The sequence below is a fragment of the Nocardiopsis sp. MG754419 genome, assembly GCF_018207095.1.
Lineage (GTDB): Bacteria > Actinomycetota > Actinomycetes > Streptosporangiales > Streptosporangiaceae > Nocardiopsis.
Map to the genome: position 1 here is coordinate 1 of NZ_QOCZ01000458.1, position 274 is coordinate 274.

The 274-nt window shown below is 74.5% G+C and carries 1 pseudogene; it reads left to right on the forward strand.

What is annotated here, in order from left to right:
• A pseudogene (locus DSY14_RS29720) lies at window positions 1-274 on the forward strand (hypothetical protein); the annotation flags it as partial.

Consider the following 274-nt stretch of genomic DNA (forward strand, 5'->3'; position numbering starts at 1 on the left):
CCACGGCGGCTACGTCGTGGGCCCCGGCTGCCCCGTCACCGCACCCGACGGCAACGGCCACTACCAGGTCGAGGTCCGCGAGAACCCCGCGGCTCTGCCGCGGTGGATTCAAAGGCGCCTGCTCCGCAGGCACGATTGCCCGGATCGGCCCACCAGCACCGGGGCCGGCACCCCGGGGCCCGTGGCCGACGTGCTCTCCGCGATCACCACCGACGACCGACGCCGCGTCGCCTACGTGCGGGCCGCAGTGACCGGGGAGCTAGCCAGGGTTCGA